The sequence below is a fragment of the Pseudoalteromonas sp. PAR1 genome, assembly GCF_947311895.1.
Classification (GTDB): domain Bacteria; phylum Pseudomonadota; class Gammaproteobacteria; order Enterobacterales; family Alteromonadaceae; genus Pseudoalteromonas; species Pseudoalteromonas lipolytica_C.
This window is the reverse complement of sequence record NZ_CAMZMY010000014.1, coordinates 84,333-109,112: the sequence shown is the minus strand read 5'-3', so window position 1 is coordinate 109,112 and position 24,780 is coordinate 84,333. Positions and strand designations below refer to the sequence as shown.

Here is a 24,780-nt window from a genome sequence, read left to right as displayed (position 1 = left end):
CTACGTGTCAATGATACAAAGAAATGAAGTAAATTTGCATAAAAACTGGCAAAAAGAATTGGCAAATGTTGTCACTTGTCCTGAACGCTTGCTAGAAATGCTAGGATTATCAAGCAAAGTAGACGAAAAAGACCTCAAAGCACGCAGTCTTTTTCCTGTCCGCGTGCCGCTGCCTTTTATCAAAAAAATGCGTTATGGCGACATAAACGACCCTCTTTTGCTGCAAGTGATGCCTCGCCATCAAGAATTTTTAGCAAAAACAGGTTACGACAAAGACCCCTTAAAAGAGCAAGATAACAACCAACCGGGTTTGTTACACAAGTATCGCTCTCGCGTTTTAGTGATGTTTAAAACCGGTTGTGCGGTAAATTGTCGCTATTGTTTTAGGCGCCATTTCCCGTATCAAGAAAACCAATTAAACAAACGCAGCTTGATTGATGCGCTGGCTTATATAAAAGCCGACAGCAATATTAACGAAGTCATTTTAAGTGGCGGCGACCCTTTAATGGCCAAAGACGATGCCGTTAGTTGGTTTATGGATGAGTTAGAGCAGCTACCGCAAATTAAACGCCTACGTATTCACAGCCGCTTACCTGTGGTGATCCCTGCAAGAATTACCGATGAGCTATGTGCACGCTTTGCTGCATCATCGTTAAAAGTGGTGTTTATAAACCATATCAATCACGCCAACGAAATTGATGATGACTTTAAAGCGGCTATGCAAAAATTAAAAGCTGTGGGTGTTACCTTATTAAATCAAGCGGTGTTACTAAAAGATGTGAATGACTCTGTTGAGTCGCAAGTTGCGCTAAGTGAGGCTCTGTTCGAGGCCGATATATTACCTTACTACTTACATCTACTAGATAAAGTGGAGGGTGCCAGCCACTTTGATATAGCTGAGAGTCAGGCACGAGAAATCGTTACGGCTATGCTGGCAGCATTGCCGGGGTTCTTGGTTCCTAAGCTGGTACGCGAGATCGGCGGCGAAAAAAGTAAAACGCCAATCGATCTAAGGGCGTGTTGACCTTTATTGATTGAAATTTGTTCACTCTAGGGGCGATTTAATCGCGGCGCGAGATTTGTAACCTAGTGGGCTAAGTAAAAATCGAGTAACAAAGAGTTAATCGCCCCTAGGAAGAACCCGAAGGGCAGCGCGTGTTTGGCATTAATGCTGCAAAATCAATCATAAAGGGTCAACACGCCCTATCTAGTTAAACGTATACGTTAACGTTATTACCTAGTGTCGCAGTTACCGACTTAGCAGGTGTTTGCGCTGCTGCACTCGATGTGGCTGCACCTTCGATTAGCGCTAGAGCTGCTGCACCTTCTGCTTTTTGCTGTTTTTTAGCAAGTGACGCGCTGTAAACTTCGGCGCTTTCGCCACCGCCACTCATCGCTGGTAAGCTTGATCCTGATATATTCATAGTTCATTACCTGACTTTTTAAGACAATCCACGTACTATATCGGCATTGCAGTCTAAAGCTTTAGGAAAAAAATGGATTCAATTATAGAACAGCTAAATGCTAACCTAAAAATCGTTTACCGTCAGGCACTTGATGCCGATAAAAAATTAGATGACTTACAGCAGCAAGGGCACGGCAAATTCACAGCCTTATTTGCAAAAGATGCTGGCTTTGATTTTGAAGCAAAACGTTTTAAACCTTACGTTCTCGATGTTGCTGCTGATGTAGAAAGCTTAAGCAACGACGGTATGGACGAAGAAAAACTGAAAAAAACCGTTATCAAACTGCAACAGCTATTACAACTGTTAGCGACGTTTAAGTAAACTAACGGAAAAGTGATAGTGGCTCTTTAGCCATAAGTTTAACAATGAGTATATTCATCGTTAAAACTCATATAGTTAATTTTGGCAGCGCTTTTATATCTTGTTAATTATGCAAACAAAAGCAAAAACACTCGATATAAAGTTGCTGCCATAAAAGCGTATTTATTCAGCTGAGTCAATTGACGGAAGCAGTTTATCCTCAAACCACTCGGCTATCAGTTTATTATCGTAATAGTATGAATCTTTGTAACGCATTACGATACCATCTAGATAGCTCATATCTTTAAGTTTCAAGTTGCTATCTTGGCTAACAACTTTTCCATCATTACTCTTAACTGTGTAATTTAAGGTAATTTTAGGTGAGTATGTAGATGACATTACGCGAGGTTCGGTACTATTGCCATTGCCATTACCTAACAGTACTTCACCAGCAAGATCTAAATCTGTTACCTCAACAGAAAAAACATAACCATCAGGTAATTTACTTGCTAATTTTCTAAACGTTTTTTCGTGGTTACGCTTAACGCTGTTATAGTAATTTTCTTTTTTCCAGTTACTCCCTGGGCGCACATCACTGTATTCATCAAAATTTTGCCATTTTACTTCGGCTTCACCAGAGTAGGCAAAAGCAGGTAAAAGTAAACAAGTTACAAGTAAAGCTTTATTGATCTTAATCATTCCATTTCTCCATAGGTTTCAAACTATTACATAATCAACATTTATAAAATGTATAGTGTAAACACCAAGTAAAAATCATGTAATAGAATAATAATATGGTTCAAAATGTAACCAAGATCAAGACTATGAATACTTTTAGTACTTTAGGTATTGAACGTTAAACGAATAAGCTAAAAGAAAAACTTATATACGGGTAGTCTCAATAAAATGAAATTTATAAGTTGTAGCAGCAGTTAAATATGTATTTAGTTGTACTATTTACTTACTGCTACAGCCACATAGTGACTAAGTTTATTCATCAAGGTTTAACGACGGTAATAGCTCATCTTCGAACCAATCAGTAATTAAACGTTTATCGTAATAATAAGCCTCGTCACGACCCATCTTCATACGATCCATGAATCCCATATCTTTGAGTTTTACATCGTTTGCTTCGCTTACGACCTTACCGTTTTTATCGGTAATTGAATAATTTAGGTCGATACGCGGAAAGTAAATTGGCTTGATAATACGTAGCTCATTCATGGTACCAAAACGCACATCACCAGCTAGATCTAGCTCTGTCACCTCAACATTAAAGGTATAACCTTCGGGTAGCTTTTCAGCTAGTTTGTTAAAGTGTTTTTCAAAATTATTTGCCACATTTTTATGAAATGCGCCTTTTGGTGAGTTATTCCCTGGGCGTACATCACGATAATCATTAAAGTCATGCCATTTAACTTTTGCTTCGCCTGCATGAGCAAAAGCCGGGAGCGTAACCATAAGCGCTAACGCAACTTTTTTTACTATATTCATTATATTCTCCAGTTAACAGGTGTAGCTAGTGCTTAAAAATTTAGCAGCTGACGATTAACTATAGCTTAATATGTAATCAGCTAGGTGTAACCAATATGGTATAAAGTGTAATCAAAAACAACTACCTCACCATGCCATACAGAATAATAATCACATTTTATTCATGTAATTTAACGAGAAATATGATGAAATAAGCCTAATTTAATCAGGTATAGTTTATGGAAATCTTATGACCATTTTAGTCACCGGCGGAGCCGGATATATCGGTTCACATACCGTTTTAGAATTATTACAACAGGGTAATGATGTTGTTGTACTTGATAATTTAAGCAATTCATCAAATGAGTCATTGGCTCGTGTTAAAAAAATCACGGGTAAAGATGTCACGTTTTACCAAGGTGATATTTTAGATAGAGCCTGTTTAGATAAAATCTTTAGTGAGCACTCAATCGACAGCGTTATCCACTTTGCAGGTTTAAAAGCAGTGGGCGAATCGGTTATTAAACCTATTGAGTATTACCAAAACAACGTACAAGGCACGTTAACGCTGGTTGATGCAATGCGCGACGCTGGTGTATTCAAATTAGTATTTAGCTCATCAGCAACAGTTTATGGCGACCCAGCAAGCTTACCAATTCGCGAAGACTTCCCTGTTGGTGGCACAACAAATCCATACGGTACATCTAAACTCATGGTTGAGATGATGCTACAAGATATTGCCAAATCGGATGAACGCTTTGCCTTTGTAATTTTACGTTACTTTAATCCTGTTGGTGCGCACGAGTCGGGGCTAATCGGTGAAGACCCTAATGGCATTCCTAATAACTTACTGCCGTATATTTCTCAGGTGGCAGTTGGCAAATTAGAAAAGCTAGGTGTGTTTGGTGATGACTACGATACGGTAGATGGCACAGGCGTGCGTGATTATATTCATGTTGTTGATTTAGCGCTTGGTCACTTAAAAGCGCTGAACCGCATTGCTAGTGATACAGGTGCGCACGTATTTAACCTTGGCACAGGCAATGGTTATTCGGTATTACAAATGGTTAATGCCTTTGAAAAAGCCAGCGGACAAGCTGTTCCTTACCAAATATCGCCGCGCCGAGCGGGTGATATTGCTGCATGTTACGCTGCCCCAGAAAAGGCGCTAAAGGAGCTTGGCTGGCAAGCTGAGCGCGGCATTGACGAGATGATGCAAGATACGTGGCGCTGGCAAAGTAAAAACCCTAACGGTTATAAATAAGCACTAGCCTTGGTGTTAGACAAATGGCTGTTCTCTGTGTCCTCTGTGGTTAGAAAAAGATCTTTAATTCACAAAGAGGACAAGAGGCGCTGCGCTTTAGAGAAAACAATAAACATAATTATCACTTCCTCATTCACTTCTCTTTGTGTAAAAAATATTTGAACCACAGAGAACACCGAGGCGCTTCGCGCTGCACAGAGAAACCAATATTTAAAAAAGTTAAGTCTCATCTTCTCTTCCTCTGTGCTCTCTGTGACCTCTGTGGTTAGAAAAAGATCTTTAATTCACAAAGAGGACAAGATGCGCTGCGCTTTAGAGGAAACAAAAAACGTAATTATCACTTCCTCATTCTATTCTCATTCACTTCTCTTTGTGTAAAAAATATTTGAACCACAGAGTACACAGAGGCGCTTCGCGCTACACAGAGAAACCACTATCAACAAAGAGATTTTGGTCTCTTCCTCTGTGCTCTCTGTGTCTTCTGTGGTTAGAAAAAGATCTTTAATTCACAAAGAGGGCAAGAGGCGCTGCGCTTTAGAGGAAAACAAAAAGCATAATTATCACTTCCTCATTCTCTTCTCATTCACTTCTCTTTGTGCAAATTTTTTAAAAACATATTGAACCACAGAGAACACCGAGGCGCTTCGCGCTACACAGAGAAACCAATATTTACTAAGAGATTTAGATCTCTTCCTCTGTGCTCTCTGTGTCCTCTGCGGTTAGAAAAAGAGCTTTAATTCACAAAGAGGATAAGAGGCGCTGCGCTTTAGAGAAAACAAAAAACATAATTATCACTTCCTCATTCTCTTCTCATTTACTTCTCTTTGTGTAAAACAATATTTGAACCACAGAGATCACAGAGGCGCTTCGCGCTACACAGAGAAACCAAATAATCACTAAGAGATTATGGGCACTCCGCGCTTCAGTGAATAACGATTTACAATCTACTATTCTCTTCCTCTGTGCTCTCTGTGTCCTCTGTGGTTAGAAAAAAGATCTTTAACTTACAAAGAGGACTAGAGGCGCTGCGCTTTAGAGGAAACAAAAAACGTAATTATCACTTCCTCATTCACTTCTCTTTGTGCAAATTTTTTAAAAATATATTGAACCACAGAGAACACCGAGGCGCTTCGCACTACATAGAGAAACCAAATATTTACTAAGAGATTTAGATCTCTTCCTCTGTGCTCTCTGTGTCCTCTGCGGTTAGAAAAAGAGCTTTAATTCACAAAGAGGATAAGAGGCGCTGCGCTTTAGAGAAAACAAAAAACATAATTATCACTTCCTCATTCTCTTCTCATTTACTTCTCTTTGTGTAAAACAATATTTGAACCACAGAGATCACAGAGGCGCTTCGCGCTACACAGAGAAACCAAATAATCACTAAGAGATTATGGGCACTCCGCGCTTCAGTGAATAACGATTTACAATCTACTATTCTCTTCCTCTGTGCTCTCTGTGTCCTCTGTGGTTAGAAAAAAGATCTTTAACTTACAAAGAGGACTAGAGGCGCTGCGCTTTAGAGGAAACAAAAAACGTAATTATCACTTCCTCATTCACTTCTCTTTGTGCAAATTTTTTAAAAATATATTGAACCACAGAGAACACCGAGGCGCTTCGCACTACATAGAGAAACCAAATATTTACTAAGAGATTTAGATCTCTTCCTCTGTGCTCTCTGTGTCCTCTGCGGTTAGAAAAAGAACTTTAATTCACAAAGAGGATAAGAGGCGCTGCGCTTTAGAGAAAACAAAAAACATAATTATCACTTCCTCATTCTCTTCTCATTTACTTCTCTTTGTGTAAAACAATATTTGAACCACAGAGATCACAGAGGCGCTTCGCGCTGCACAGAGAAACCAATATTTAAAAAAGTTAAGTCTCATCTTCTCTTCCTCTGTGCTCTCTGTGACCTCTGTGGTTAGAAAAAGATCTTTAATTCACAAAGAGGACAAGATGCGCTGCGCTTTAGAGAAAACAAAAAACGTAATTATCACTTCCTCATTCACTTCTCTTTGTGAAAATATTTTCGGCACTAAAGTACCTCCTACACGCATCTCCCACCAACAACACCGTTCGGCTTAAAGCTTACAGCTCAAACCTCTGCTTTATCTTTTCGATAATCTCAACATTCGCTGCTGGGAAGCTGTAATCATCAAGCTCGCTCAGTGCAACCCACTTACCTTGTTGGCCTTCTGCACCATGGGCAGTGCCTGTGAAATCATCAACAATGTGCACATCTAAGCGCACGCATTTATCGCCGTAGTCATGCTCGATAACCATTAGCTCTTCACTGCCGTTTACGGTTAGGTTTACTTCTTCTAACAGCTCACGCTGAAGTGCTGCAAACACACTTTCCCCCTGCTCTACTTTACCGCCAGGGAATTCCCACAAGCCGCCTTGGTGTTTATCGTCTGGGCGCTTACAAATAAATAACTGCTGATCTTTATAAATAACGCCAACAGCAACATGCACTACTTTTTTTGTCATTTGTTATTCCTCAATCATAAAAAAAGCGACGCAAGCGTCGCTTTTTATCAGCGTATTTTGGTTACTTTAATTTACCGCAACACTGTTTAAATTTATTACCTGAACCACATGGACAAGGCTCGTTACGGCCCACTTTTGGCTCTGCACGGTGAGTTACTGTAGCACCTTCTGGTGTTTCGCCACCGATGTGCTCAGCTTCTTCGTGTTGGTATTCACGTGGTGCATTTTCGCTACGACGATGTTGCTCTTCAACTTTCTCAACATCTTCTTCTGCGCGAACTTGCACTTTACTTAAAATACCAACAACGTCGATTTTTAAGTTCTCAAGCATTTCAGAGAATAGCTCGAACGACTCACGCTTGTACTCTTGCTTTGGATTCTTCTGTGCGTAACCACGTAAGTGGATACCTTGACGAAGGTGGTCCATCGCTGCCAAGTGATCTTTCCAGTGTTGGTCTAGGCTTTGTAGCATAATCGCTTTTTCGAATTGACGAAGTACAGACTCACCTACCATCTCTTCTTTTTGCTTGTATGCTTGCTCAACCGCTTCTTCGATACGCTCACGAAGTTTTTCTTCGTATAGTTTGCTATCGTCAGCTAACCATTGTGAAATTGGCAGCTCAATTAAGAAGTCTAGTTTTAAGCGCTCTTCAAGACCTGGAATATCCCACATTTCAGCTAAGCTTTGCGGTGCAATATATTGGTCAATCGTACTGTTAAGAACGTCGCTACGAATTGCAGTGATAGTTTCTGAAATATCGCCTTCTTCAAGTAGCTCGTTACGCTGTGAGTAAACAACACGACGTTGGTCGTTTGCTACATCATCGTACTCAAGTAGTTGCTTACGAACGTCGAAGTTGCGTGCTTCAACTTTACGTTGTGCGTTTTCGATTGCACGGTTTACCCAAGGGTGCTCAATCGCTTCGCCGCGTTGCATACCTAGTTTACGCATCATGTTAGTCATGCGCTCACCAGCGAAGATACGCATTAGCGCGTCGTCCATTGATAAATAGAAACGGCTTGAACCCGCATCACCTTGACGACCAGAACGACCACGTAACTGGTTATCGATACGACGAGACTCGTGACGCTCAGTACCAATGATGTGTAAACCACCCGCTTCGATTACTGCATCGTGACGTTTTTGCCACTCATCTTTAATCGCTTTGATTTGTTCATCAGTCGGGTTTTCTAGCTTTTCAACTTCGCTGTGCCAGTTACCACCTAACACGATATCGGTACCACGACCGGCCATGTTAGTTGCAATGGTTACTGTGCCAGGTAAACCTGCATCAGCAACAATGTCTGCTTCTTGCGCGTGGAACTTAGCATTAAGTACGTTGTGCTTAATTTTTTCTTTACGTAAGAACTGCGATAAGTACTCAGAACTTTCGATAGAAATCGTACCCACAAGTACCGGTTGACCGCGTTCTTGACAATCTTTGATATCAGCAAGAATTGCTTCGTACTTCTCTTCTTGTGTTAAATAGACAAGGTCAGCACGATCGTCACGGATCATCGGTTTGTTAGTTGGCATTACTACTGTGTCTAGACCATAGATAGACTGGAACTCAAACGCTTCGGTGTCTGCTGTACCTGTCATACCCGCTAATGTGTCGTATAAACGGAAGTAGTTTTGGAATGTGATTGATGCCAATGTTTGGTTTTCGTTTTGAATGCGCACACCTTCTTTTGCTTCAACAGCTTGGTGTAAACCTTCTGACCAACGACGACCTTCCATTGTACGGCCTGTATGCTCATCAACGATGATAACTTCGTTTTCTTTAACAACGTAATCAACGTCTTTTTGATACAGCTTGTGAGCTCGTAGCGCCGCATACACATGACTTAATAATGTGATGCTAGAAGCTGAGTAAAGTGAATCACCTTCTTCGATTAAGCCACGCTCAATTAATAGTTCTTCAACTTTGATTTGGCCACGTTCAGTTAAGTGAACTTGCTTAGATTTTTCGTCGATAGTGAAGTCGCCGTCACCTTCAACGCCTTCTTCATCTTCTTTTTCTTGTAGCTCAAGTTCTGGCACAATTTTGTTGATTTCGATGTAAAGCTCAGAGCTGTCTTCTGCAGGACCTGAGATAATAAGCGGCGTACGCGCTTCATCGATTAGGATTGAATCCACCTCATCCACTACAGCGTAGTAAAGTGGGCGTTGCACACGCTCTTCAATGCTAAATGCCATGTTATCGCGAAGATAATCAAAGCCAAATTCGTTATTCGTACCATAAGTAATGTCGGCAGCATAAGCGATTTTCTTTTGCTGTGGCATCATGCCTGGTACGTTGCAGCCTACTGTTAGGCCTAAGAATTCAAATAATGGACGGTTAGTTTCGGCGTCACGTTTTGCAAGGTAGTCATTCACTGTAATAACGTGAACACCTTTACCTGTTAAACCACGAAGGTATGCAGGTAATGTTGCAGTAAGTGTTTTACCTTCACCGGTACGCATCTCTGCGATACGACCTTGATGTAACACCATACCACCTAGTAGCTGTACGTCGAAGTGACGCATGCCATTTACACGCTTAGATGCTTCACGTACCACAGCAAATGCTTCTGGTAAGATATCATCTAGGCTTTGTCCGTTATCGTAACGCTCTCTAAATTCAGCTGTTTTTGCTTTTAAATCTTCATCAGAAAGCGCTTCTAATTGCTTTTCAAGCGCATTAATTAGAGCGACCGTCTTTCTTAGGTTTTTAATAGTGCGGTCATTGCGACTACCAAAAATCTTGGTAAATAAATTAGATATCATGATAAAACCGTTACAATATATTCTTTGTTAGCTAGTCATTAGCTAACCCACTTTCTTCAATTGATAATTAATATGCGCTTATGCTCATGATGTAGGGCATATTAATTAACAATTTATCAGTACGCTGTTCAAAACACCGCTTATTTCGTGCGCTATCATACCAGAGTCTGCGCAACATCAAACCTTCTGTGTGTGAAGATATGGAATTTCGGCAAGAAAATTTAAAAATCAGCCATAATCTTTGATCTAACCCCATAAAAAAGGTGAAAACAAGACCACTGAGTAGATATGGCGACAATTGAAATAAAATCAAGATCAGGGATGAAAAAAGGAGCTCAATTGTAGGCGCGATTTCATATCGCGAAACCAGCGAAAGTGAAAAATAATATTCACAAAGAGGATAAGAGGCGCTGCGCTTTAGAGGAAAACATATTGAACCACAGAGAACACCGAGGCGCTTCGCGCTACATAGAGAAACCACTATCAACAAAGAGATTATGGTCTCGCTTTCTCTTCCTCTGTGACCTCTGTGGCTAGAAAAAAGGATCTTTAACTTACAAAGAGGTTATGAGGCGCTGCGCTTTAGAGGAAGTAAAAAAATGAACCTGTGGTTACCTCATTCCTTTCTCATTCACTTCTCTTTGTGAGAAAGATATGACGCGCGAAATAAATTTCATGCCTACATCAAACGTAGGCGTCACGCTTGCTTGGCGCGCCTATCATACAACGCGAATCATGCGCATCAACACATAACCAACAGGCAATGCTGGGCAACTCAAAACTGACGGCTGAAAGCTGATGGCTTTACTTATTTTTTCCGCCCGTGTTGGGCTAAGCGCTCTAATTTTTCTTTTAACGATGGAGGGGCGTCAGCAGCAATAGCTGTTAAATAGTCCGCCGTTTGCTCACTCATATGGCGCTTTGCTTGCGGTTTTTTTTCAGCTTCTTTTGATGTAGATAAGCGCTGGGTAGCTTGTGGGTTGGCGGTAATTTTAATTTGTCCAAGCTCTACCATGCCAGCGGCACGAAAATGCGAGAGCATATCCATTTTTAAATAATTTAAACGCAGTGCAATCGGTGCAGAAACCGCTTCAATCATCAAAGTACCATCGCGGTAATTACTTACCCGGCATTTTTTGGAAAGCGTTTCACCTAAAAACTCGTCTAAAATCGTTTGTTGGCTCGAAAGGCCTTGGGTTTTACCAGCATAAGACGCTAAACGACCACTCAAGCCCGCCATAATATCGCCAAGAGCCTTTGGCGCATATCTATCTTTTGCCATTAAATCTTCTACCTAAAGGGGTTAATCACCACATAAGGAATATACCACCTACGTAAATATGAAGCTATCAGGTTTAAGGCACAATGTGCGAGATGCGATTTTGTTAATGTATGTCGTCATTTATGGCGACAAGATATTACGTACGTTTCATCAATGACGCGCTAAAGCACGACCTACAAGAAAGCGCGAAATAAATTTCACGCCTACATCAAAGACATCTAATCGCACAAAGAGGGTAAAAGGCGCTGCGCTTTAGAGGAAGTAAAATAATGATCTTGTGGTTCCCCATTTTCTTCTCATTATTTTCTCTTTGTGTAAAAACAATATTTGAACCACAGAGTACACAGAGGCGCTTCGCGCTACATAGAGAAACCACTATCAACAAAGAGATTATGGTCTCGCTTTCTCTTCCTCTGTGCTCTCTATGTACTCTGTGGTTAGAAAAAGATCTTTAGCTCACAAAGAGGATAAAAACCGCTGCGCTTTGAAGTAAAAATTTAATAAGTTCTTGGTTTACCTCTTTCTCTTCTCATTCTTTTCTCATTGTGCACATCGTATAAAAACATGTTTAACCACAGATCTCATTGTAAAAATATTTTCGGCACTAAAGTACCTCCTACATGCATCACCCATTCCGTTTAAAGCTTCTTGAATTCCTCAATCGTTTAAAATAATTCTTTGCGTTTGCTAGCTCGCAATAATATTTTTCCTTTGGGGTTTCTGGTACTCTTTTCCTTTATTTTTTAACTTATTCACACAATGACACAACACTCTCTTACTTTAATCGTATTAGCCGGTGGGCTTGGTAGTCGTTTTGGCGGAAACAAACAAATAGCAGAGATCCCAGGGTTGGGCTGCACCATAATGGAATTAAGCATTCGTGATGCAATAAAAGCGGGTGTAAGCCAAGCTGTTATTATCATAAATAAAAAAATCCGCGCCGAACTTGAAGCAACCATACTACCTCGCTTACCTAAATCACTTGAGGTTGTGCTTGTTGAACAAGAAATTAGTATGGTACCTGAGCAGTACAGCCATTTAACGAAAGATCGTATTAAGCCTTGGGGAACTGGGCATGCTCTATTATGTGCAAAGCCCTATGTAAAGAACCCCGCTATTGTCATCACTGCTGATGATTATTATGGGGCATCATCTTTTGAAATAATGGCCAAACACTTTAAAAATAATAACGATTGGGCCATGGTTGGTTACCCAATCAAAAACACACTTTCTGAACAAGGTGGTGTAAATCGTGGTGTTTGTGAAGTGAATGAACAGCAACAACTTACTAATGTGATTGAGTATTTAAATATAAAACTTGAAGATAAGACCTTGTATGGTGACAACCCTCAGGGTAAGCGCGAAGTAATTTCGAACGAAGCTCTAGGCTCTATGAGTTTTTGGGGAGTAACGCCAAACATATTCAACGAGTTAGAAATAGGCTTTGCGCAATTCCTAGAACATAATGACAACGGTGTCACAAAAGAGTATTATTTACCGGATCAAATCCAAACTGCTGTTAAAAACAATCAACAATCTGTCATGGTCTATCAAGCGCAATCAGCCTGGTATGGCGTCACTTACAGAGAAGAGCTAGAAAAGGTTTCGAAAAAGCTTTATGAATTACATCATGGACGAACAACCAGCAACCACAGCTGTTCAAACGCATTTTAAAAGTGAACTTTCTATGAAGTCTAACCCTGTCGCAGAACACTTATCAGAGTGTTTTGGCCTAAATAAAGTGGATATTAGCCTAAAACCGATTGGCAATGGCCATATAAATACCACCATGCTATTAAAAGCAGATGATCAAGCACTTGTGGTTCAAAAGTTAAATACAACCGTTTTTCCGAATCCTGAACAACTTGTTGAAAATGCTCGCTTAATTGAACAGCACTTAACTGAAAAGCACGACAATGGTGAATATAACCTCGACATTATTCGTCATGTGCCCACCATTCAAAATGACTTTTTAGTTGAGTGTGATCAAGGCGTGTGGCGCGCACTCGAATTTATTGGCGGCAGCTACAGTGAAGATGTGGTAGCAACCATATCGCAAGCACAAACTGCAGCCAATGCATTTGGACAATTTGCTTTAGCCTTACAAGATTTTCAGGCTGATCAGTTGCATCATGTTATCCCTGATTTTCATAATTTAGCAATGCGTTTTGACGCGTTCAAAAACGTGTTAGCAAAAGATCCAGCAAGCAGAGTAGCGCTATGCCAAGACGATATTGACTTTTGTTTAGCACAACAAGGTTTAGTAACTGAACTTAAAGAGCTTGAGGGTAAGATCCCACTTAGACCTTGCCATAATGATACTAAAATCAATAACATGCTGTTTTGCACACACTCTGACGATGCTAAAGCAGTGATTGACCTAGACACCTGTATGCCGGGTTATTGGCTATTTGATTTTGGCGATATGGTGCGCACCTTCTGCTCACCTGAGCAAGAAGATTCTACTAATTTGAGCAATGTTCGTGTTCGTGAAGAGATATTTGCAGCGATTGTAAAAGGTTATGTTGAGCCTTTAAAAGATGTGATCACCGACACTGAAAAAGAAAGCTTTTGGTTAGGCACAAAAGTAATGACCTTTATGATCGGCCTGCGCTTTTTAACAGACTTTATTGATGGCGATAATTACTTTGCTACCAAGCATGCAAACCATAACCTAGAGCGTGCCCGTAATCAGTTTGCTCTTTACCGTGATATTCTTGAAAAAGAACATACTTTAAAAGCGATTTTAGAGATAAATAAAGGTTAGAGTTGCTAGTTGCTAGTTGCTAGTTGCTAGTTGCTAGTTGCTAGTTGCTAGTTATCGTAGGCGCGATTTTACATCGCGCAGCACAACTGATATTCAACACCCTTCAAGAAAATGTATACAGTGCTAACAAACAACACTATTTCAGCTGAAAGCTTACGGCTATAGATGTTCTTCCTCTGTGCTCTCTGTGTCCTCTGTGGTTAGAAAAAAGATATTTAACTCACAAAGAGGATAAGAGGCGCTGCGCTTTAGAGGAAAACAAAAAACATAATTATCACTTCCTCATTCTCTTCTCTTTGTGCAAATCATGTAAAAACAATATTTGAACCATACAGCACACAGAGGCGCTTCGCGCTACACAGAGAAACCAAATAATTACAAAGAGATTATGTTCACTGCTGCGCTTGAGAAGAAAGAAAACTATGTAACCCATTGTTTTAAAATTTTTTATTTTTCTCTTTGTGAATAAAAAAACCAAACCATATAGTTCACTGATGCTCTTAACGCGCGTAGTGAAAACAATAGTGCCAACGGTAGGCTTTCACGGCACAGATCATCAGAGCAAGCTCAAGACGAGCTAAAAGTTCTTAAAAAGCAGACAAAAAAAAGCCGCTTAAAGCGGCTTTTTTCATGGCAGGGCTATTAAGCCCTAGGTATTACTAACAAATCTATTAGCTACCAGTTACTGTTTCACAAACCGCAGATAGTGCAATTGATTCGGCAGTACCGTCAGCTGTGATAGTTGTAGAGTCTTTCTTAGTTCCATTTGTTAACGGAATACGAGCATTAATTGAAACTTCGTAAGTGCTACCATCTACAAGGTCAGCAAGTGAGAATGTACCACCAGAGCCTGAGGCAACAACTTTCTTCTTGCCTGCAAGGCTATATTTAACTACAGCGCCACTCATGTCGATAGTTTGAGATGAATCGTTAGAACATGCAGCTGTTACAGTGAACTCTTCTGAAGTATAAGTAACTGGGTTAGCTAATACTACAGGTACCGCACCACATACATCCACTTCACCATCAGATTCAAACCAAACTTGGCCATTACCATCAGTAACGGTTACAGATGCTGTAGCAGAAGAAGAGATACCTTCTTTCTTAGCTTGACCTGGAGAAACAACTAAGTTGTTTGAGCTGTTTGAGCTAATTTTACCAATGTAGCTTGCATCTGAAGAATCTAGAGAAACCGTTAAACCTTTAGCTGGAACATCATCACCACTAACTGATACTGAGATACCTGAAGTACAAACATCTACTGGTGCAGTTGAAGCGAAGAACGTTAAGTGGCTTGTTTGGAAGCTACCAGTGTAAGTACCTGAAGTTGCATTTAATGCACCAACAGTAACCATGTTAGTTTCTGACTGCCATAAACCAGTGTCTTCATTATGAGACTTAAGACCTAGCATATCGCCAGTTTGAATAGCCTCACCATTGATCATAGTGTCAGCTGGAATCGCCATTGAAACAGTAATAGGGTTAGAGAATTTTTTAATTTTCTTACCTTCGCTGTTTGTCATTGTCACGTTAGCAACACCAACAGCTTTAACTGTTGTTTCTGCATCAGCATCATTAATATTTGCAGGAACAATAGATTGAGCTGCAGAAGATGTAGCATCAGCACCTGTTACGTTTAGAGTGATTTCACCAGAAACAGGTTCTTCGTTTTCATCTAGTAAAATTACACCAGCTGGCACAGTTGCAGATGCACTAGAAGCACCCTCTTCAGTAGCAGCTTCGATTGGTGCAGAAGTAGTACCACCCGCTTCTACAGTAGCTTCTGCAACTGTATCAGCAATACCTTCAGCTGTTTTAGAAGTAAGGGCTAAAACTTGATCAATTGAAGTTGCACCTTCTTCAGCCACTAGGCTAACAGCAAATGTTTTGCCTACATAGCCAGTTGCAGTTACATTGATAGTTACTTCTTCTAAAGTAACACCATCTTTGACTGAGAAAGTAACACTACCGTCTTCAGTAGTAGTTGTTGTTAATGCTTCACCATCAACATCAACGATGTTACTAGATACAACACCATTTTCTAAAAATGTTACGGTAGCATCAACCACATCAGTAGTAGCAGAATCAATTACACTAGTGTTAACAACTAGGCCTAGCTCTGCAGGTGCTTCAGGTGGAACAACTACTTCTGTAGGTGGATCAATCGGATCTGGTACGACCTCATTTTTGTCGTCATCACTCGAACAGCCTGAAAGAGCAAAAACAGATGCTACAGACATTGCTAGTAGCGTTTTTTTGTTAGTAAACATAGGGAGTCCTTTTATTCCTTTTTAAAATAAACGTATCAAATAAGGTCGAGATATAAGGGAGATCACTAGCTAAGCCCATAGCTAAAAGTATTATACAAAATGATTTCCCACTACTACCTAATAGGTTAAATAACAATCACAACATTTGCAACTATCATTTTACATAAAGAGCCTTTATTTTACTAAAAAAGACTCAATAAAAATTATAGATAATATTTACAGTCCAGCAATTAGAATTACAAAAAATAAATTATTGCATCGATTTTAGATTTTTCATTCCTAAAGCGGATACAAATGATTATTTGTATTCTAAGTAAACATCTCTCAAGCGGCTAAAATTAGCATATAAATATGCTTTAGATAACCTGCCTTGATTTAAAAACTTACGATCTAAGTTCAAATTATTAAGTGGCGTGTATGCACGGTTAAACACCACATTATTACGAGATTGACCAACTTGAGTATCGATTACATGCCGCCATGCTTGGTTACCTTTAACTTGCCCGTAGCGTGTCACCGACATGTCTTTACGTGGTGTAAGTGGAATACTAAATGCGAAGCCAATTTTTTTCACGCTCGTATCTTGTGCATAAACTGCAAGGTAGCTATCGCCAAACCAAAAACGACTTTCTACTTTAAAACCAGAGTCATCATAAAAGTAGTTACCCGCTTCAGCATGCAAGGTTATGTCTTGTTCAACCCAACTATACTGGTACGAGACCACCTGAAAATCTTTATGAGCATCAAAGTCTTGATAATCAAAATACCCAATATTGGCACTCACTTTATGACGGCCTTCAGGACTTAACCAAGTAGTTTCGTTTTGGATCCCTATATAATCTTGGTAATCTTTAAAGTATCCGACTTGAGTTTGGTTATAAATACCATAAGGCAATACAAATGTTTGATAAAGTGTTGCCCTGTCGAACTCAGACTCTTCACGATAATATCTAAACGGCGCATCTTTTTCGTAGTCATCACTGTCGGCAACGTGTACTTGGCCACCTAAATTAAGACCTGCGCCCTGCCATAATGGCACATCAACGTCTGCGCGGATCGCAAATGAAAAATCATATACTCCAAGCTCTGTCGCATAATTATTTCTAAGCACAGGGCTTAGTGACACTCTTGGTTTAAAATAAGGTGTGCTGGTATTCATTAAACCAACCCAAGTAAGCGCTCTTGGTAATGGCATAGCACCTTGATAAACAATTACTCCAGGATGCTTTTGCGAAAGAATAAACTCGCGATACTCGTCTACATTACCTTTTAGGCTAAGTTGAGGAATATCTTGCTTAGACATAAAAACATTAAACTCAATGCCTTCACTGCTTACATATTGCGAAATTCGGCCAAGTACTAAACCAATTGCATCAAGGTCATTACGATTAAAAGTAGAGTTTTCAAACTTAACGACAATTTGCTTATCGTTATTAAAGCCCACTTGCACACTTTCGAAGCCATCTTTAACTAAAGCATGCTTTAACGTTGCAGCTTGCCTTGTCATTTCTTTATTGCTTTCGAAATAGCGGTGCGCGTTAGGATCTTTTATAGTTACGGGTTCTTTATTTGCGTTAAGCTTAAAGTAGGCTAGTTCATCACTTTCAGATACCACAGGTTCTGGCGCACTTTCTATCGCCTCGTACTCAGGTTTTGTGAATAATGGCATTTTGAAGTTAACACCCCAAGATACGTCTTCTTCGCTGTAGTCTGTATTACTATGAAAACGGCTAGTGAATGTTAACTCACCGATATCGTATAACCACTCTTTAGGCACTGTGACTTTTGCGGCTGCATTAAATGCATCTGCGTCATGTTCTGCTTGCAGTGCAAACCAGTCAAATGGTTGCCATTCAATACCAGCAAAAGGGCCATCCATTTGGCCTGTTAAACGGTCACTTACTGCGTAACCTGCTGAAAATCTAAAATCCCATAGCTCTTTAGAGGCAACCGCGTAGTAAGTTTCATAGTTATTTGCTGCGCCGCCGATATCTTTTGCACCAATAGCAACAGTTAACCAGTCTTTTGGTATATAGGGTATTTGATACTTGGCATTGAAAGACAGATCTCTTAATTGACCCTTACCCTCAGTGTAAAAAAGGTTATCATTCATTGATTCTGCAGCTATTTGGCCACTAACTTCGAAACCTTCAAATAAACCAGCAGAAAAAATAAAGTTATGGCCATCAATATACTTCCGCCCTCTTAAATCAAGCATGTTGTTGTAACCAATATCAATATTGCCTACATCAATTACATTTGCGTTGGGGGTGTTTATAAGGCCAGTATAGCCAGTAAAAGATTGATAGTTATTAATTTTTTCTGAAGCTAGCACAGGAGCGCAAAGGGTTGCTAACCCGCTAATGAGTAAAGTGTTCGCCTTTAGCATAACTCGAATCCATGAAGAATTATTAGAATTTTTTGTTAACGCCAATATAGCATTAATTAACTAAATTAGTTAGTTGTTCATGTTTAAAAAGTTAATACAAAAATGAAATTTAAATGATAGAGAAAACTAAATAATCACTCAGAGATTATCAGAATAACTATTTAGAATCTGTCGTTCTCTTCCTCTGTGCTCTGTGACCTCTGTGGTTAAAAAAAGATCTTTAACTCACAAAGAGATTATGAGACGCTTCGCTTTAGAGGAACACAAATTAGCTAAGTTCTTGGTTTACCTCATTCTCTTCTCATTCACTTCTCTTTGTGCAAATTGTACAAAAAACATATTGAACCACAGAGCACACCGAGGCGCTACACAGAGAAACCAATATTTAAAAAGTTTGGTCTCTCCTTCTCTTCCTCTATGCTCTCTGTGACCTCTGTGGTTAGAAAAAAAGATCTTTAACTCACAAAGGCGCTACGCTTTAGAGGAAATAAAAATAATCTTGTAGTTTCCTCATTCTTTTCTCATGCACTTCTCTTTGTGCAAATTGTACAAAAAATCTCACGCGCGAAATAAATATAACGCCTACGGTATCGTATTCGACTTTAAAAGAATTTGCTCATCCAACTTAAAACTCAATATCTACAGCTTATGAACATTCCAACAATACATGTAGAACTTTGCTCGTTGCCGTTATAGTCAATAACCTCTATGCTGAACATATGCTTCAAAAATAAGGATATTATTATGCAAATAAAACACCACGGAGCAGTTAACGGTGTTACAGGGTCTTGCCACCAGCTTATTATTAACGACAACAACTCTATACTCATCGATTGCGGGCTGTTTCAGGGCGAAGACAGCCACGAAGATCTCAATATCGACTTTGACATATCAACCGTAAAAGCGCTTATTGTTACCCACTGCCATATTGATCACGTAGGCCGCATACCCTACCTTTTTGTAGCAGGGTTTAAAGGACCAATATACACATCTAAAGCAACCGCAAAACTACTACCACTCGTGATTGAAGACGCCTTAAAACTGGGTGTAACGCGTGATGAAGCCATAATAAACACCTGTTTAAGAAGACTAAAACAGCAAATAGTAAGTCTAGATTTTAATAAATGGTACTCCATCCCTGTAGGAGTGAGCTTTAGCCCCGACAAAGCAGCCTTGAGCCCCCAAAGCCAAGAATATGGCCGCCTACAACGCGCCGGCCATATTCTTGGCTCTGCCTATGTAGAAATTGAACTTGGCAAAAAGCCAAATAATCACAGAGTGGTATTTTCGGGAGATTTAGGAGCCCCTTATACACCGTTATTACCCTCACCTAAACCGCCATATCGTGCCGATACCTTAGTAATAGAATCGACCTATGGTGATAAAAACCATGATGGCCGAAAAACGCGTGTAAAAGGTTTAAAAAATATTATAGAACGGGCCGTTACGGATAACGGCGTGGTGCTTATTCCTGCGTTTAGTATTGGCCGAACGCAAGAGCTACTTTATGAGCTAGAACAAATAATTCACTCAGCCCGTAAAAATTCAATGTGGCATAAACTACAAGTAATTGTAGACTCGCCCATGGCCGCCAACTTTACTGCAGAGTACCAACAATTTAAAACCCTGTGGGATAACGAAGCAAAGAAGCGAGTTAACCAAGGGCGTCACCCGTTAGATTTTGACCAACTGCATACAATTGATACACACCAAGAGCACAAGGCATTAATTAACTTTTTAAGTTCAAAACAACAGCCAGCGATTATTATAGCTGCCAGCGGTATGTGCACTGGGGGGCGAATTGTTAATTACCTTGAGCAGTTTTTACCTGACAAAACAACCGATATTATTTTTGTTGGCTACCAGGGCAAAGGCACGCTAGGAAGAGATATTCAAACCTACGGCCCAAAAGCCGGTTATGTATATATTAATAATCAAAAGGTTTATATAAACGCGGCAGTTCATACCATCAGTGGCTACAGCGCCCACGCAGATCAAAAGGGACTAATTAGGTTTGTAACAGGTATGAAAAAGAAACCGAAGTTAATCAAAATTGTACACGGCGATGACGAAGCCAAAGCAACCTTGGCTAAAAAATACCAAGCCCTACTGGGCAATAAAACTAAGATTGAAATAGCTTCTGGCTAGTAACTATGACAGCCATTAAAGAAATTTATATCCACAAAGAGGATAAGAGACGCAGCACTTTAGAGAAGAACATTTAGGTTTGTTATTGGCTACCTCTTTGTCTTCTCATTCACTTCTCTTTGTGCAAAAGATCTTAGGTAATATTCACAAAGAGGCCAAGAGGCGCTGCGCTTAAGAGGTAAAACTAAGTAATTCTTAGATTCTCTCTTTGCGATATTAGCTATTATCGCAAAGAGACACGGAAGAAAAAATTAATATAAAAGGTGTAAGTATGGATACTGATCTGCTGACAAAAAAAGTTATTGGGTGCGCAATTGAAGTACATAAAGAACTGGGGCCTGGGTTATTAGAGTCGAGCTATGAGGCATGCCTTGCTTATGAACTTAATAAAGAGAAGCTTTTCACTGAAAGACAAATTGACCTCCCAATTAAATATAAGGATACGTTTATTGAAACTGGATACAGGCTAGATCTAATAATAGAAAAAAGACTCATAGTTGAGTTAAAGTCCGTTGAAAAACTGCTTCCAATTCATAGCGCTCAGTTATTAACATACTTGAAACTAACAAATATAAGCGCAGGCTTACTTATTAATTTTAACTCTCAGAAATTAATAAACGGGATAAAAAGGCTCAACTTGCATCTCTAAAAAAGCACATCTTAATAATACTCACAAAGAAGCTAAGAGATGCTGCACTTTAGAGATACCAACTTAAAAGATATATTGCTTTCCTCTTTCTCTTCTCATTCACTTCTCTTTGTGCAAAAAGGTCTCAGGTAATATTCACAAAGAGGACAAGGGGCGCTGAGCTTTAGAAAAAATCAAAAATAATCTTGTGGTTTCCTCTTTATCTTCTCATTCATTTCTCTTTGTGCAAAAAGGTCTCAGGTAATATTCACAAAGAGGACAAGGGGCGCTGAGCTTTAGAAAAAATCAAAAATAATCTTGTGGTTTCCTCTTTATCTTCTCATTCATTTCTCTTTGTGCAAAAAGGTCTCAGGTAATATTCACAAAGAGGACAAGGGGCGCTGAGCTTTAGAAAAAATCAAAAATAATCTTGTGGTTTCCTCTTTATCTTCTCATTCATTTCTCTTTGTGCAAAAAGGTCTCAGGTAATATTCACAAAGAGGACAAGGGGCGCTGAGCTTTAGAAAAAATCAAAAATAATCTTGTGGTTTCCTCTTTATCTTCTCATTCATTTCTCTTTGTGCAAAAAGGTCTCAGGTAATATTCACAAAGAGGACAAGGGGCGCTGAGCTTTAGAAAAAATCAAAAATAATCTTGTGGTTTCCTCTTTATCTTCTCATTCATTTCTCTTTGTGCAAAAAAATCCTAAGTAATATTCACAGGTATCAAATATCACTTTAGTAAAGAGTCTACACATTCACCTTAAGTCTATTAATTATCTCAATCTGTAATCCTCGCCCCCTTTGTGTTTAAAATTCTATCTAATAAACAAAAACGCCTACACAATGTGTAGGCGTTTGAATATTTCAGAAACTCAAAAAACTAGTTAAACCGCTTTTAGATGACTCACTTTAGGCGCAACAATATCGTTTAAAAACTCAGAGAACTCACCGCCTAGTTTTTCGTCACGGATACCATACTCAATGATCGCTTTTAAATAACCTAGCTTGTCGCCACAGTCGTGAGCACGGCCACTCATGTGGAACGCCTCAACAACCTCAGTTTTCATGAGTTCATCAATCGCATCGGTTAACTGAATTTCGCCACCCGCACCAGCAGGTGTTTTAGCAAGTAACGGCCAAATAGCTTTTGATAACACATAACGGCCAACTACCGCTAAGTTAGATGGTGCTTCTTCAGCTTTTGGCTTTTCAACCATCGTTTTAATTGGTGCGCTTTCGCCGGCTTTAATTTTAACGCCACCGATATCAGCAATTCCGTACTTGTGAACACTTTCTTGTGGTACAGGTTCAAGCATGATCTGGCTTGCTTTAACATCGTTAAAACGCTCGATCATCGCGGCAATGTTTTCGGTTTTTTGGTCTGCGGTGTAGCCATCTAAAATAACATCTGGCAGAACCACTACAAAGTTGTCATCGCCTACAATTGGTTTTGCACACAATACCGCATGGCCCAAGCCTTTAGCTTCGCCTTGGCGAACATGCATAATGGTTACATCTGGTGGGCAAATTGAGCGCACTTCTTCAAGCAACGTACGTTTAACGCGCTTTTCTAATGTTGCCTCAAGCTCAAAGCTGGTATCAAAATGGTTTTCAATAGCATTTTTAGAGCTGTGCGTAACTAGCACAATTTCTTTTATACCAGCTAAAACACATTCATTAACAATATACTGAATAAGCGGTTTATCAACTAAAGGTAACATTTCCTTTGGAATTGCTTTAGTCATTGGGAGCATACGGGTACCAAGGCCCGCAACTGGAATCACTGCTTTCATAATTAGTCCCTTATTTAATAATTAAATCTACAATAACACCAAACTAACAGTACCAAAGTAGATACAAGCTGAATGATTTTTAATTTTAATATTCGTAAATACTGATGTTTACAAAGAGTAAAAGAGATACGACTAACCAAAGAAAAGTTTCACAAAGAGGATAAGAGGCGCTTCGCTTAAGAGGAAACAACAAACATTATTATCACTTCCTCTTTCTCTTCTCGTTCACTTCTCTTTGTGCAAATATTTTCGCGCGAAATAAATTTCACGCCTACATTAACAAAGAGGCCAAGAGGCGCTACGCTTAAGAGGAAACAAAAAGCATTATTATCACTTCCTCATTCTTTTTTCATTCACTTCTCTTTGTGAAAATATTTTCGCGCGAAATAAATTTCACGCCTACGATGACGATAACCACCTCAGGCGCGAATATGCACATTCGGCTTAAAGCTGGCTTAATTTAATCACTTCCAAACAAATCGCGGGTATAAACCTTATCAGCTACATCTTGCAGCTCTTCGGCCATGCGGTTCGATACAATTACATCAGAGATACTTTTAAGCTCATCAAGGTTTTTAATTACACGCGAATTAAAAAATGCTTCGCCCTCAAAGGTTGGCTCGTAAACAACTACCTCAATCCCCTTAGCTTTAATGCGTTTCATAATGCCTTGAATGGCAGACGCTCTAAAGTTATCAGAGCCCGACTTCATCACTAAACGGTAAATACCAACCACCTTAGGGTTTTGTTTAATAATTGAATTTGCAATAAAATCTTTACGGGTCGTATTGGCATCTACAATCGCGCGGATCATATTGTTAGGCACATCTTGGTAGTTAGCTAGTAATTGCTTCGTATCTTTTGGTAAACAGTAACCACCATAGCCAAACGATGGATTGTTATAGTGCTTACCTATGCGTGGGTCTAACCCTACGCCCTCAATAATTTGCTTTGCATCTAGACCATGGCTCTCTGCATAGCTGTCCAGCTCATTAAAGTAAGCTACACGCATTGCTAAATAAGTATTCGAAAATAACTTAATCGCCTCGGCCTCTGTTGAGTTAGTAAATAAAATATCAATATCAGTTTTTACAGCGCCCTCTGCAAGTAAATTTGCAAATGTTTTTGCTCGTTCACTTTGCTCACCCACAATAATACGTGATGGGTGCAAGTTATCGTAAAGTGCTTTACCTTCACGCAAAAACTCTGGAGAGAAAATTATATTTTCTGTACCAAACTGCTCTTTAACCGATTTAGTGTAACCAACAGGCACGGTTGATTTAATCACCATTGTTGCTGTTGGGTTAATTGCTAATACATCACTAATTACCGACTCAACCGAGCGAGTGTTAAAGTAATTTGTGTCTGGGTCGTAGTCTGTCGGGGTAGCAATTACAACAAATTCAGCATTTAAAAGAGCTGACTCTTTGTTAGTGGTAGCAGTAAAGTTAAGCGATTTATTAACTAAAAAGTCGCTTATTTCAGGGTCAACAATCGGTGATTGCTTACCTTGTAATAAACTAACTTTTTTTTCGTCTATATCTAGGGCGACTACTTCGTTATGCTGCGCAAGCAACATTGCGTTCGACAAGCCAACATAACCAGTACCCACTACTGCTATTTTCATAAGGTTATCCATTAAAGCTGATTAAAAGTAGAGCCATTCAAGCTCTCAATATGAATAGCTCATACTTTACCACTTTTATGTTTATAACCACTAATATCCTTTAAAATTATG

17 protein-coding genes are annotated in these 24,780 nt (G+C 39.6%); 7 read left to right on the top strand and 10 right to left on the bottom strand.

The features are described from left to right. The first annotated feature begins 10 nt into the window (after positions 1 to 10). A complete protein-coding gene (epmB, locus tag QL229_RS13095; protein ID WP_253039641.1) occupies positions 11 to 1,024 on the top strand; it encodes an EF-P beta-lysylation protein EpmB in 1,014 nt (337 codons plus the stop codon). A 187-nt stretch (positions 1,025 to 1,211) separates the two neighbouring features. Here the strand turns inward: epmB and QL229_RS13090 are convergent, their stop codons facing one another. Next, positions 1,212 to 1,424 carry a hypothetical protein gene (locus QL229_RS13090; protein WP_135923398.1) on the bottom strand — a complete coding sequence of 71 codons (213 nt, stop codon included), beginning with the start codon at positions 1,422 to 1,424 and terminating at the stop codon, positions 1,212 to 1,214. A gap of 72 nt (positions 1,425 to 1,496) precedes the next feature. Between QL229_RS13090 and QL229_RS13085 the strand changes: the two genes are divergently transcribed. Then, the gene (locus QL229_RS13085; RefSeq protein ID WP_054561134.1) at positions 1,497 to 1,787 is read left to right on the top strand and encodes a hypothetical protein; all 291 of its coding nucleotides are present in this window, start codon (positions 1,497 to 1,499) and stop codon (positions 1,785 to 1,787) included. 162 nt (positions 1,788 to 1,949) lie between these two features. Here the strand turns inward: QL229_RS13085 and QL229_RS13080 are convergent, their stop codons facing one another. Together QL229_RS13080 and QL229_RS13075 are read right to left on the bottom strand one after the other, a co-directional pair. Next, on the bottom strand, positions 1,950 to 2,465 hold the full coding sequence (locus QL229_RS13080) for a DUF3016 domain-containing protein (protein WP_281547027.1): 516 nt from the start codon (positions 2,463 to 2,465) through the stop codon (positions 1,950 to 1,952). A gap of 291 nt (positions 2,466 to 2,756) precedes the next feature. Continuing rightward, a complete protein-coding gene (locus QL229_RS13075; protein ID WP_135923396.1) occupies positions 2,757 to 3,260 on the bottom strand; it encodes a DUF3016 domain-containing protein in 504 nt (167 codons plus the stop codon). 229 nt (positions 3,261 to 3,489) lie between these two features. On the opposite strand from QL229_RS13075, the gene galE reads away from it, so the two are divergent. Beyond that, positions 3,490 to 4,503, top strand: a complete 1,014-nt coding sequence (gene galE, locus QL229_RS13070) for a UDP-glucose 4-epimerase GalE (RefSeq protein WP_135923395.1) — start codon at positions 3,490 to 3,492, stop codon at positions 4,501 to 4,503. A gap of 2,088 nt (positions 4,504 to 6,591) precedes the next feature. Here the strand turns inward: galE and mutT are convergent. The 3 genes from mutT to QL229_RS13055 all read right to left on the bottom strand — a co-directional run bounded on the left by mutT (position 6,592) and on the right by QL229_RS13055 (position 11,045). Further along, positions 6,592 to 6,993: an 8-oxo-dGTP diphosphatase MutT gene (gene mutT, locus QL229_RS13065; protein ID WP_138558968.1), complete on the bottom strand. Its 402-nt coding sequence runs from the start codon at positions 6,991 to 6,993 to the stop codon at positions 6,592 to 6,594. Between the two features lie 61 nt (positions 6,994 to 7,054). After that, positions 7,055 to 9,763 (bottom strand): preprotein translocase subunit SecA, encoded by a 2,709-nt coding sequence (gene secA, locus QL229_RS13060; RefSeq protein ID WP_135923393.1) that lies wholly within the window; start codon positions 9,761 to 9,763, stop codon positions 7,055 to 7,057. A gap of 808 nt (positions 9,764 to 10,571) precedes the next feature. Further along, positions 10,572 to 11,045, bottom strand: a complete 474-nt coding sequence (locus QL229_RS13055; protein ID WP_138558877.1) for a DUF721 domain-containing protein — start codon at positions 11,043 to 11,045, stop codon at positions 10,572 to 10,574. A 759-nt stretch (positions 11,046 to 11,804) separates the two neighbouring features. Between QL229_RS13055 and QL229_RS13050 the strand changes: the two genes are divergently transcribed. Continuing rightward, on the top strand, positions 11,805 to 12,719 hold the full coding sequence (locus QL229_RS13050; protein ID WP_281547026.1) for an NTP transferase domain-containing protein: 915 nt from the start codon (positions 11,805 to 11,807) through the stop codon (positions 12,717 to 12,719). A 13-nt stretch (positions 12,720 to 12,732) separates the two neighbouring features. Next, positions 12,733 to 13,812, top strand: coding sequence for an aminoglycoside phosphotransferase family protein (locus QL229_RS13045; RefSeq protein ID WP_138558121.1), 1,080 nt, complete (start codon positions 12,733 to 12,735; stop codon positions 13,810 to 13,812). Between the two features lie 671 nt (positions 13,813 to 14,483). Here QL229_RS13045 and QL229_RS13040 read toward each other — a convergent pair. After that, the gene (locus tag QL229_RS13040) at positions 14,484 to 16,082 is read right to left on the bottom strand and encodes a hypothetical protein (RefSeq protein WP_281547025.1); all 1,599 of its coding nucleotides are present in this window, start codon (positions 16,080 to 16,082) and stop codon (positions 14,484 to 14,486) included. A 298-nt stretch (positions 16,083 to 16,380) separates the two neighbouring features. Continuing rightward, positions 16,381 to 18,471, bottom strand: a complete 2,091-nt coding sequence (locus QL229_RS13035; protein WP_281547024.1) for a YjbH domain-containing protein — start codon at positions 18,469 to 18,471, stop codon at positions 16,381 to 16,383. A 744-nt stretch (positions 18,472 to 19,215) separates the two neighbouring features. On the opposite strand from QL229_RS13035, the gene QL229_RS13030 reads away from it, so the two are divergent. After that, complete coding sequence (locus tag QL229_RS13030; protein ID WP_281547023.1) at positions 19,216 to 20,619, top strand: MBL fold metallo-hydrolase; 1,404 nt, start codon at positions 19,216 to 19,218, stop codon at positions 20,617 to 20,619. A gap of 271 nt (positions 20,620 to 20,890) precedes the next feature. Beyond that, positions 20,891 to 21,268, top strand: a complete 378-nt coding sequence (locus QL229_RS13025) for a GxxExxY protein (protein ID WP_138558758.1) — start codon at positions 20,891 to 20,893, stop codon at positions 21,266 to 21,268. Positions 21,269 to 22,133: 865 nt separating this feature from the next. Here QL229_RS13025 and galU read toward each other — a convergent pair. Then, positions 22,134 to 23,042: a UTP--glucose-1-phosphate uridylyltransferase GalU gene (galU, locus tag QL229_RS13020; protein WP_281547022.1), complete on the bottom strand. Its 909-nt coding sequence runs from the start codon at positions 23,040 to 23,042 to the stop codon at positions 22,134 to 22,136. Between the two features lie 460 nt (positions 23,043 to 23,502). Beyond that, entirely contained in the window at positions 23,503 to 24,669 is a 1,167-nt protein-coding gene (locus tag QL229_RS13015) for a nucleotide sugar dehydrogenase (protein WP_281547021.1), read from the bottom strand. Positions 24,670 to 24,780 lie beyond the last annotated feature (111 nt).

What these genes read in the sequence shown, in the direction of transcription:
- epmB (WP_253039641.1), top strand. Translation starts at nt 11, where the DNA reads ATGATACAAAGAAATGAAGTAAATTTGCATAAAAACTGGCAAAAAGAA.
- QL229_RS13090 (WP_135923398.1), bottom strand. Translation starts at nt 1,424, where the DNA reads ATGAATATATCAGGATCAAGCTTACCAGCGATGAGTGGCGGTGGCGAA.
- QL229_RS13085 (WP_054561134.1), top strand. Translation starts at nt 1,497, where the DNA reads ATGGATTCAATTATAGAACAGCTAAATGCTAACCTAAAAATCGTTTAC.
- QL229_RS13080 (WP_281547027.1), bottom strand. Translation starts at nt 2,465, where the DNA reads ATGATTAAGATCAATAAAGCTTTACTTGTAACTTGTTTACTTTTACCT.
- QL229_RS13075 (WP_135923396.1), bottom strand. Translation starts at nt 3,260, where the DNA reads ATGAATATAGTAAAAAAAGTTGCGTTAGCGCTTATGGTTACGCTCCCG.
- galE (WP_135923395.1), top strand. Translation starts at nt 3,490, where the DNA reads ATGACCATTTTAGTCACCGGCGGAGCCGGATATATCGGTTCACATACC.
- mutT (WP_138558968.1), bottom strand. Translation starts at nt 6,993, where the DNA reads ATGACAAAAAAAGTAGTGCATGTTGCTGTTGGCGTTATTTATAAAGAT.
- secA (WP_135923393.1), bottom strand. Translation starts at nt 9,763, where the DNA reads ATGATATCTAATTTATTTACCAAGATTTTTGGTAGTCGCAATGACCGC.
- QL229_RS13055 (WP_138558877.1), bottom strand. Translation starts at nt 11,045, where the DNA reads ATGGCAAAAGATAGATATGCGCCAAAGGCTCTTGGCGATATTATGGCG.
- QL229_RS13050 (WP_281547026.1), top strand. Translation starts at nt 11,805, where the DNA reads ATGACACAACACTCTCTTACTTTAATCGTATTAGCCGGTGGGCTTGGT.
- QL229_RS13045 (WP_138558121.1), top strand. Translation starts at nt 12,733, where the DNA reads ATGAAGTCTAACCCTGTCGCAGAACACTTATCAGAGTGTTTTGGCCTA.
- QL229_RS13040 (WP_281547025.1), bottom strand. Translation starts at nt 16,082, where the DNA reads ATGTTTACTAACAAAAAAACGCTACTAGCAATGTCTGTAGCATCTGTT.
- QL229_RS13035 (WP_281547024.1), bottom strand. Translation starts at nt 18,471, where the DNA reads ATGCTAAAGGCGAACACTTTACTCATTAGCGGGTTAGCAACCCTTTGC.
- QL229_RS13030 (WP_281547023.1), top strand. Translation starts at nt 19,216, where the DNA reads ATGCAAATAAAACACCACGGAGCAGTTAACGGTGTTACAGGGTCTTGC.
- QL229_RS13025 (WP_138558758.1), top strand. Translation starts at nt 20,891, where the DNA reads ATGGATACTGATCTGCTGACAAAAAAAGTTATTGGGTGCGCAATTGAA.
- galU (WP_281547022.1), bottom strand. Translation starts at nt 23,042, where the DNA reads ATGAAAGCAGTGATTCCAGTTGCGGGCCTTGGTACCCGTATGCTCCCA.
- QL229_RS13015 (WP_281547021.1), bottom strand. Translation starts at nt 24,669, where the DNA reads ATGAAAATAGCAGTAGTGGGTACTGGTTATGTTGGCTTGTCGAACGCA.